This is a genomic window from Magnetospirillum sp. SS-4 (assembly GCF_902729425.1).
Taxonomy (GTDB): Bacteria; Pseudomonadota; Alphaproteobacteria; order Rhodospirillales; family Magnetospirillaceae; genus Phaeospirillum.
This window is the reverse complement of sequence record NZ_CACVCH010000064.1, coordinates 24,178-32,756: the sequence shown is the minus strand read 5'-3', so window position 1 is coordinate 32,756 and position 8,579 is coordinate 24,178. Positions and strand designations below refer to the sequence as shown.

The following is an 8,579-nucleotide window of genomic DNA, read 5'->3' as shown; positions in this document are numbered from 1 at the left end:
CCACCACCTCCGCCTCAACCAAGGGCGGACTCCTTGAATCACACGGGGATTCATTCAGGCAAGCGAAAACTGAGGGATGGCGAGGGACACATGGACCGGTCGGACGAAAACCATCCCGCCAGCCATTGCTCCAAAGCCCCGACCTACCCTCACGAGGTAGTTGACTCCCGCCCGCCCGGCGATGGTATTAAGGTCTCCACCCGAGGGGGAGAGCCTTGGGCGACACCGAGGCTGACCAGGGAGGGGGAATGGACGAGCAGGCCACGAGCCGTCGCGGCTTTCTGACCATGGGTCTCGGCGCCGCCGCCGCCCTGATCGTGCCCAATTCGGCCGAGGCCGCCGTGCGGCGGCTGCCCGAACGCCATGTCCACCTCCTCAACACCCACACTGGCGAGTCCATCAGGGCCGTTTATTGGGCCAAGGGCGGCTATCAGGCCAAGACCATCGCCGAGATCAGCCGCGTGCTGCGCGACCACCGCAACGGTCAGGTCCACCCCATCGACCCCCGCCTGCTCGACCTGATGACCTCGGTGCAGATCAAGCTGGGAGCCAAGGGACCGATTCACATCATCAGCGGCTACCGTTCGCCGGCGACCAACGCCATGCTGGCCTCCTACAGCGATGGCGTCGCCACCCACAGCCTGCACACCGAAGGCCGGGCCGTGGACATCCGCCTGCCCGGCCATTCCGTCCGCAATGTCGGCTGCGCCGCCCGGTCGCTGCGGGCCGGCGGCGTCGGAATCTACCCGGCATCCAATTTCGTGCATGTGGATACGGGACGCGTCCGCAGCTGGTAAGGTCCGAAGGCGGGGGCCTACCGCCCGCCATTCCCCTCCAGCAGCGGTTTCGCCGCCTCGATGGCCTGGGCGACGCGCTCGGCCGGCAGCTTGCGCAAATCCAGGCCGAACCAGCCCTGCGGCAGTTCCAGCAGCCGCGCGTCGACGCTACCCACCTTCAATCCCGACAGCACCATCTCCACCGCCTGATCATCGCCGCTGGCCTTGTCGATGGTTCCCGCCGCCTTGACGACGATGCCGTCGCGGCTGGTCCAGACGTGACCCGAGAATCCACCCTTGGGGCCGTCGGCCCGCGCCTTCCAGCGGGTGGCGCGGATACCGCCGACGATCTCGTCGCCAACCTTGGTTCGCGTCACCGTCCAGCCGTCCAGACCGCCGGCGAAAGCGCCGGCCGCCGCCAGCGAAAGCCCCACATACCACCGTCCCGACAGACCCAGCAGATAGGCGTTCCCGGTATCGCGCTGAATCAGGACGCCCTGGCCGCCACCACTGGTCGCCACCTCGCGCCGTTCCCGTCCCTTGGCATGCCAGACCTTGCCGCGATAGGTGCCGCGTGGGCCGGTCAGGGTGAAATCGGCGGTATAGGACACCGGAGCGTCCAGCAGTTCGATAGCCGATTCCACGGCCGCCGCCGGCTTCGCCGCGACAACCGTTAGCAAGGCCAGGGCCGCCATGACGGACAGCAGACGCATATCAGTCCCCTTCGCGCGACACGGCCGCATCGGCATGCGACGAGACGATCCAGCCACCGCCCAGCACCCGTTCACCCTGGTAGAACACGCAGGCTTGGCCGGGGGCGATTCCTTGTTCCGGCCGATCCAGGGTCACCTCGGCCCGGTCGTCCGCCAAGCGGCGCAGCAGGGCCGGAGCCGGCGGCCGGGTGGACCGCACCCGCACCTCGACCCTCAGTTCGGTTTCCGGCCCGCCCAGCCAGTTGACGTCGCGGACCATGACGCGGGCGCGGTTCAGCGCATCCCTGGGGCCGACGACGACCCGACGTCCGGCTACGTCCAGCGCCAGGACGTAGAGTGGCGGGCCACCGCCCAGCCCCAGGCCCTTCCGCTGGCCGATGGTGTAGTGGATGATGCCGGGATGCCGGCCCAGCACCTGCCCGGAAGCGTCGACGATCTCGCCCGGCTGGGCCGAATCGGGATGCAGCCCGCTCACCAGGGCGGCGTAATCGCCATCGGGGACAAAGCAGATGTCCTGGCTGTCGCGCTTGCCCGCCACCGGCAGGCGATGACGGGCGGCGATGGCGCGGGTCTCGTCCTTGCTCAGCATGCCGCCGAGGGGAAAGCGCAGGAAATCCAGTTGCTGCCGCGTGGTGGCGAACAGGAAATAGCTCTGGTCGCGGGCCGGATCGGCCCCCCTCAGTAATTCGGCCCCCTCGTCCCCCATGCGGCGGCGGACGTAATGACCGGTGGCCAGGGCATCGGCCCCCAGGTCGCGGGCCACCCCCAGCAGGTCGCGGAACTTGACCGTCTGATTGCACAGCACGCAGGGAATCGGCGTCTCGCCGGCCACGTAGGAGCGGGCGAAGCCCTCGATGACGTCGCGGCGGAACACGCTTTCAAAATCCAGCACGTAATGGGGAATGCCCAGAGCATCGGCGACGGCGCGGGCGTCATGGATGTCCTTGCCGGCACAGCAGGTGTTGGGGCGGCAGGCGGCCTCGCCCACGTCGTAGAGCTGAAGCGTCACCCCCACCACGTCGAAGCCCTGTTCCTTCAACAGCGCCGCCGTGGCCGAGGAATCCACCCCGCCCGACATGGCCACCACCACGCGGGTGGCGGCGGCCGGCTTGTCGATGCCCAGCGTGTTGGTCATGGCGGCGGCAGCGCCGCGTTCAGCGCTTTCAGGGTCTTGGAATGGAACTCGCGGCGATACAGCACCGCCACCACCACGCCGCTGGTCAGCACGAACAGGCCGGGATGAAGGAACCAGCTCATCATCGCCAGGGCGAAGTAATAGCCGCGCAGGCCGCGGTTGAAGCTGTCGGCCGCCAGGGCGTTGAGGCGGGCAGCATGCTCGGCGAACCGGTCCTTCACCGCGTCGGAGGCGTCGGGATTGGGCGCCGCCCCCAGCAGGACGCAGGAATAATTGAACTGGCGCAACGACCAGGTGATCTGGAAGAAGGCATAAACGAACACCACGGTCAGAAGCATCACCTTGGCCTGGAACACGCCGTGTCCCGAGGCGTCCACCAGCGGCAGGTCCCGGACCACCGCATAGGCGCGCTCGCCGGCTCCCAGCAGCGCCAGCAGACCGCCGATGATAAGGATGCTGGCCGAGGCGAAGAACGACACGCTGCGCATCAGGTTGCCCAGCAGGGCGCTGTCGGCGACACGGGCGTCACGGTCGCACAGGCCGCGCATCCAGGTGCGGCGATGCCGCCCGGTCGCCGCCAGCAGCGACTGGCCGCGCAGGGTCCGGCGGTCGGCGAACACGGTATAGCCGACCCACAGCGCCATGAAGGTGGCGAAGGCGATCAGGTCGGCGGCCGGCAGCAGCGGGAACGATATCATTCGGGCGGCTTCCATCACGCCTCATCCTTCGAGACGGAGCAGTTCACTCCCGTTCGTCGATCCAGGCCATCTGGATGGCCTCCAGGATCTTCTCGCTGGATTTGGCGGGATCATCGCTGAATCCCGCCAGTTCACAGACCCAGCGATGCAGATCGGTATAACGCAGGTTGACGTTGTCCACCTGGGGGTGGGCATCCTCCAGCGCGATAGCGATATCTTGCGTGTCGGTCCACTTCATGGCGGAGACCTCCGCTATTTCTTGTCCACCATCATGTTGCGGGTGGCGGCCGGCAGGGTGACCACCAACCCGTCGAGATCCTTGCTCATGATGATCTGGCAACCCAGCCGCGAGGTGGCGGTCAGGCCGAAGGCGAGGTCCAGCATATCCTCCTCGTCGTCGGTGGCCGGCGACAGCTTGTCGTACCATTCCCTGGCCACCACCACATGACAGGTCGAGCAGGCCAGCGAGCCCTCGCAGGCGCCTTCCAGCTCGATCTTGTTGCGATGGGCGACCTCCAGGACCGACAGGCCTTCGGCGGCGTCGACTTCCTTGCGGGTTCCATCCGGCGCGATGAACGTCATCTTGGGCATGGTCTGATCTATCCTGTCTATTCGCCGAGGGCGTCGTCGAGCTTTTCCACCGTCATGCCGGCCAGGGCGCTCCGGATGCCGCGATCCATCCGCCGTTCGGCGAAGATCTTGGTGGCGGCCTCCAGGGACTCCATCGCGGCGGTGACGGCGTCGCGGTCGTTCGAGGCGATTGCCTGATCGACCCGAAGAATGGCGACATCGATATCCTGTCGCTCGGCATCCGACAAGAGGTCTGAATCGACTTTCAGCGCCGCCTGGACCGCCAGAACCGAACGGCGCGCCTCCACCACCGTCTCGGCGAACAGGCGGCTGGTCATGTCGTCCTTGGCATGGACCAGCGAATCCCGCAGCATGGCAGCCATTTCGTCCTCGGTCAGGCCATAGGACGGCTTCACCGCCACCTGCTGCTCCACTCCGGTGGTGGCCTCGCTGGCCGAGACGGTCAGCAGACCATCGGCGTCGACCGTGAAGGTCACCCGGATGCGGGCCGCGCCGGCGGCCATATTGGGAATGCCGCGCAGCACGAAGCGCGCCAGCGACCGGCACTGGTCGACCATCTCGCGCTCACCCTGGACCACATGGATCGACATGGCGGTCTGGCCGTCCTGATAGGTGGTGAATTCCTGCGCCATCGCCACCGGTATCGGGGTGTTGCGGGGAATCACCTTCTCGACGATGTTGCCCATGGTCTCGATGCCCAGGCTGAGCGGCGTCACGTCCAGCAGCAAGGTGTCGGACCCGACGGTCAGCGCCTCGGCCTGCAACGCAGCCCCAACCGCCACCACCTCGTCCGGATTGATGTCGGACAGCGGCTCGCGGCCGAAGATCTCCTTCACCTTGCGCCGGACCAGCGGCATCCGGGTCGAGCCGCCCACCAGCACCACGCCCTGGATGTCGGCGACCTCGATGCCGGCATCCTCGATCACGGCGCGGCAGATGGCGGCGGTGCGGTCGATCCAGGGAGCGGCCAGTTCCTCCATCCGGTCGCGGGTCAGGGCGTGGCGCGACGGCTTGCCGTCCACCTCGATCACCCATTCCCCATCCTGGCGGCCGGACAGGCATTCCTTGGCGACGCGGGCCGCGGCCAGCGCCTGCTTGGCCTCGCCCTCGGTGATGGCGACCTCGCCATGGATGGCGGCACGCTCGGCCAGGAAATGCTCGGCGATGGCATGGTCGATGTCATCGCCGCCCAGGGCGGAATCGCCGCCGGTGGCCCTGACCTGGAACACGCCCTTTTCCATGCGCAGGATCGAGACGTCGAAGGTGCCCCCGCCCAGGTCGAACACGGCGTAAAGCCCCTCGGACGAATTGTCGAGGCCATAGGCCAGGGCGGCGGCGGTCGGCTCGTTGACCAGCCGCAGCACCTCCAGCCCGGCCAGCCGGGCGGCATCCTTGGTGGCGGTGCGGGCGCCGTCGTCGAAATAGGCCGGAACGGTGATGACGGCGCGGTCGACGCTCTTGCCCTGGGCCAGCTCGGCACGGATTCGCAGGGCCCGCAGGATATCGGCCGAGACCTCGACCGGCGTCAGGGTGCGCCCCGCCACCGCCAGACGGACCATGCCGCCGTCGGCGGCCACATCCAGCTTGAACGGCAAGGTGCCGGCCAGGGTCTTCAGATCTTCGGTGCCGCGCCCCATCAGGCGCTTGACCGAACTGACCACATGATCGGGCTGCTCCAGCAGCATCCGCCGCGCATCCTGGCCGACGACGACGGCGCCGTCATCGGCGTAATGCACCACCGATGGAACCAGCCCGCCGCCGTCACGGTCGCGCAGAACCTCGGCCGCGCCATCGCGGGCCAGGGCCACCACCGAATTGGTGGTGCCGAGATCGATGCCCACCGCCAGACCACGCTCGGATTCGTGGGGCGCCGGAGTCTCGCCGGGTTCGTGCAACTGAAACAGCATTCAGGGGGTCCTTATCACTCGGGACTTCTTGGCCCTGGCCTCCTCGGCCAGCTTGACCAGATATTTCAGGCGGATGGTGAGGTGGGCGGCCTCGTCCAGATTGCCGGCGTTGAACGCCGCCGAGATATGGCACTGGCAGGCGATGACCTCGGATTCGTTGCCCATGGCCAGCTTGGCCACCTGCTCCGGCGTGGTTGCCTCGGCCAGGGCTTCGCGCTTCTCCATCTGCTCCATCAGCAATTCACGGTCGTTGATGGTGCCGCAAGCGGTCAGGTCCACCGGATGGCCGCGCAGGCCCAGCAGGTAGGCGGCGCGCTTCAGCGGGTCCTTCAGGGTCTCGTAGGCCTCGTTCAGCGCGGTGGCCTGCAACTGCGACAGCGCCTTCTCCTTGCCCGACTTGGCGGCGAAGCGGTCGGGATGCAGGCGGCGCTGGAACCCGAAATACTGGCGCTGCAACTCGTCCAGGTCGACATCGAAGGAAGGCGACATGCCCAGGCGGGTGTAATGGTCGATGGCCCCCGGCCCCTGCACCGCTCCGCACACCGAACAGAACAGGGCGCGGGCCGCCACCGGCCCCTTGCAGGACCAGCACGACGTCACGGCGGCGACAGCTGACACATTCATCGTCCTCTCCCCGGCCCAGTCAAGAGATCAGACGTGGAATGATTCGCCACAGCCGCACCGGCCCTTCTCGTTGGGATTGCGGAAGACGAAGCCGGACTGCATCTTCTCCTCCACATAGTCCATCTCGGTTCCCAGGATGAACATGGTCGCCTTGGGATCGATCAGCACGATCACGCCCTTGTCCTCGACGATCTCGTCGAACTGCGAGCGTTCGTCGGCGTATTCCAGGGTGTAGGACATGCCCGAGCAGCCCTTGGAACGAACGCCGATGCGAATGCCGACCGAGGGCTTGCCGCGCTTGGCCAGCATGGCCTTGACCCGTTCGGCGGCGGCGTCGGTGATGGTCATGGGTACAGGAGGCATAGCATTCCCCTCGTCGTCTGGGTCTTCCCGCGCCGGCTCAGCCCGACTTCTTCTTGTAGTCGGCGATGGCGGCCTTGATAGCATCCTCGGCAAGCACCGAACAATGAATCTTGACCGGCGGCAAAGCCAGTTCCTGGGCGATGTCGGTATTCTTGATGGATGCCGCCTCGTCCAGGGTCTTGCCCTTGACCCACTCGGTCACCAGCGAACTGGACGCGATGGCCGACCCACAGCCGAAGGTCTTGAACTTGGCGTCCTCGATGATGCCCTCGGGACTCACCTTGATCTGCAACTTCATCACGTCGCCGCAGGCGGGAGCCCCCACCAGGCCGGTTCCGACCGATCCATCGTCCTTGTCCAGCGCCCCGACATTGCGGGGATGCTCGTAGTGGTCGATGACCTTGTCGCTGTAAGCCATATCTTCCTCCAGATAACCAGCCGAAGCACAGCTTCGGAATTATTCTAAACTATAGCACGTTTCGGGCAGGCGTGTCGGGACTCAATGCTCGGCCCATTCGATCGACTTGATGTCGATTCCCTCCAGGTGCATGTCCCACAGCGGACTCATGGAGCGCAAGTGCTCCACCGCCTGGACGATGTGGTCGATGGCGAAGTCGATGTCCTCGCCGGTGGTGAAGCGGCCCAGGCCGAAACGCAGGCTGGTGTGGGCCATCTCGGCGTCCAGTCCCAGGGCGCGCAGCACGTAGGACGGCTCCAGCGAGGCCGATGTGCAGGCCGAACCCGAGGAGACCGCCAGATCCTTCACCCCCATCATCAGGCCCTCGCCCTCGACGAAGGCGAACGAGATGTTGAGGTTGCCGGGAACCCGGCTGTCGAGGTCGCCGTTGACGTAGATTTCCGGAAGACGTTGCCGCAGCCCGCCCAGCAGGCGGTTGCGCAGCCCCATCAGACGTTCGGATTCCGAGGCCATTTCCGCCTTGGCGATGGCGCAGGCCTCGCCGAAGCCGACGCAGAGCGGTGTCGCCAGGGTGCCGGAACGCATGCCGCGCTCCTGGCCGCCGCCATTGATCATCGGCACCAGCCTGACGCGGGGGCGACGGCGGACGTACAGCGCGCCGATTCCCTTGGGGCCGTAGAGCTTGTGCGCCGAGATGCTCATCAGATCGATGTTCATGGCGTTGACGTCCAGCGGAACCTTGCCCACAGCCTGGGCGCAATCGGTGTGGAAGAACACGCCCCGCTTGCGGCACAGGGCGCCGATCTCGGCCACCGGCTGGATCACCCCGATCTCGTTGTTGACGGTCATCACCGAGACGATGGCGGTCTGGTCGGTGATGGCGGCCTCAAGCTCGCTCATGTCGATCAGGCCGTTGGCCTGGACCGGCAGGTAGGTGACCTTGAATCCCTCCTGCTCCAGATGACGGCAGGTATCGAGCACGCATTTGTGCTCGGTCACCACGGTGATGATGTGGTTCTTCTTTTCCCGGTAGAAGTGGGCCACGCCCTTCAGCGCCAGATTGTTGGATTCGGTGGCGCCCGAGGTGAAGATGATCTCCTTGGCGTCGGCGCCGATCAGTTCGGCGATCTGCTCGCGCGCCTTCTCCACCGCCTCCTCGGCTTCCCAGCCATAGCGGTGGTTGCGCGAATGGGGATTGCCGAACTTCTCGGTGAACCAGGGCAGCATGGTCTCCACCACCCTCGGATCGCACGGAGTCGTCGCCTGGTAGTCCAGATAGACGGGCGCGCCCGCCGGGCGGGTCAAAGTCGGACAGGCCTTGGTGGACAGAGCAGCGGTCATCGAACTCATTCCT

General features: G+C 66.4%; 11 protein-coding genes. 1 reads left to right on the top strand and 10 read right to left on the bottom strand.

Annotated elements, in window-relative coordinates:
* Positions 1 to 248 precede the first annotated feature (248 nt).
* Positions 249 to 797 carry a DUF882 domain-containing protein gene (locus MTBSS4_RS11745; RefSeq protein ID WP_173983591.1) on the top strand — a complete coding sequence of 183 codons (549 nt, stop codon included), beginning with the start codon at positions 249 to 251 and terminating at the stop codon, positions 795 to 797.
* A gap of 17 nt (positions 798 to 814) precedes the next feature.
* Here MTBSS4_RS11745 and MTBSS4_RS11740 read toward each other — a convergent pair whose 3' ends face one another.
* The 10 genes from MTBSS4_RS11740 to MTBSS4_RS11695 form a co-directional block, all read right to left on the bottom strand.
* A complete protein-coding gene (locus MTBSS4_RS11740) occupies positions 815 to 1,489 on the bottom strand; it encodes a hypothetical protein (protein WP_254432509.1) in 675 nt (224 codons plus the stop codon).
* 1 nt (position 1,490) lies between these two features.
* On the bottom strand, positions 1,491 to 2,624 hold the full coding sequence (gene mnmA, locus MTBSS4_RS11735) for a tRNA 2-thiouridine(34) synthase MnmA (RefSeq protein ID WP_173983590.1): 1,134 nt from the start codon (positions 2,622 to 2,624) through the stop codon (positions 1,491 to 1,493).
* Positions 2,621 to 3,337 (bottom strand): DUF599 domain-containing protein, encoded by a 717-nt coding sequence (locus MTBSS4_RS11730; protein ID WP_254432508.1) that lies wholly within the window; start codon positions 3,335 to 3,337, stop codon positions 2,621 to 2,623. Before MTBSS4_RS11730 ends, mnmA begins: the two co-directional genes overlap by 4 nt.
* 28 nt (positions 3,338 to 3,365) lie before the next feature.
* Positions 3,366 to 3,560 (bottom strand): Fe-S cluster assembly protein IscX, encoded by a 195-nt coding sequence (gene iscX, locus MTBSS4_RS11725; RefSeq protein WP_173983589.1) that lies wholly within the window; start codon positions 3,558 to 3,560, stop codon positions 3,366 to 3,368.
* A 14-nt stretch (positions 3,561 to 3,574) separates the two neighbouring features.
* Positions 3,575 to 3,913: a ferredoxin family 2Fe-2S iron-sulfur cluster binding protein gene (locus MTBSS4_RS11720; protein ID WP_173983588.1), complete on the bottom strand. Its 339-nt coding sequence runs from the start codon at positions 3,911 to 3,913 to the stop codon at positions 3,575 to 3,577.
* 17 nt (positions 3,914 to 3,930) lie between these two features.
* Positions 3,931 to 5,820, bottom strand: a complete 1,890-nt coding sequence (hscA, locus tag MTBSS4_RS11715; protein ID WP_173983587.1) for a Fe-S protein assembly chaperone HscA — start codon at positions 5,818 to 5,820, stop codon at positions 3,931 to 3,933.
* The gene (gene hscB / locus MTBSS4_RS11710; protein WP_173983586.1) at positions 5,821 to 6,444 is read right to left on the bottom strand and encodes a Fe-S protein assembly co-chaperone HscB; all 624 of its coding nucleotides are present in this window, start codon (positions 6,442 to 6,444) and stop codon (positions 5,821 to 5,823) included.
* A gap of 27 nt (positions 6,445 to 6,471) precedes the next feature.
* Positions 6,472 to 6,807 carry an iron-sulfur cluster assembly accessory protein gene (locus MTBSS4_RS11705; protein ID WP_173983585.1) on the bottom strand — a complete coding sequence of 112 codons (336 nt, stop codon included), beginning with the start codon at positions 6,805 to 6,807 and terminating at the stop codon, positions 6,472 to 6,474.
* 37 nt (positions 6,808 to 6,844) lie between these two features.
* On the bottom strand, positions 6,845 to 7,225 hold the full coding sequence (iscU, locus tag MTBSS4_RS11700; RefSeq protein WP_173983584.1) for a Fe-S cluster assembly scaffold IscU: 381 nt from the start codon (positions 7,223 to 7,225) through the stop codon (positions 6,845 to 6,847).
* A gap of 81 nt (positions 7,226 to 7,306) precedes the next feature.
* Entirely contained in the window at positions 7,307 to 8,566 is a 1,260-nt protein-coding gene (locus MTBSS4_RS11695; protein WP_173983583.1) for an IscS subfamily cysteine desulfurase, read from the bottom strand.
* Between the last annotated feature and the right edge of the window lie 13 nt (positions 8,567 to 8,579).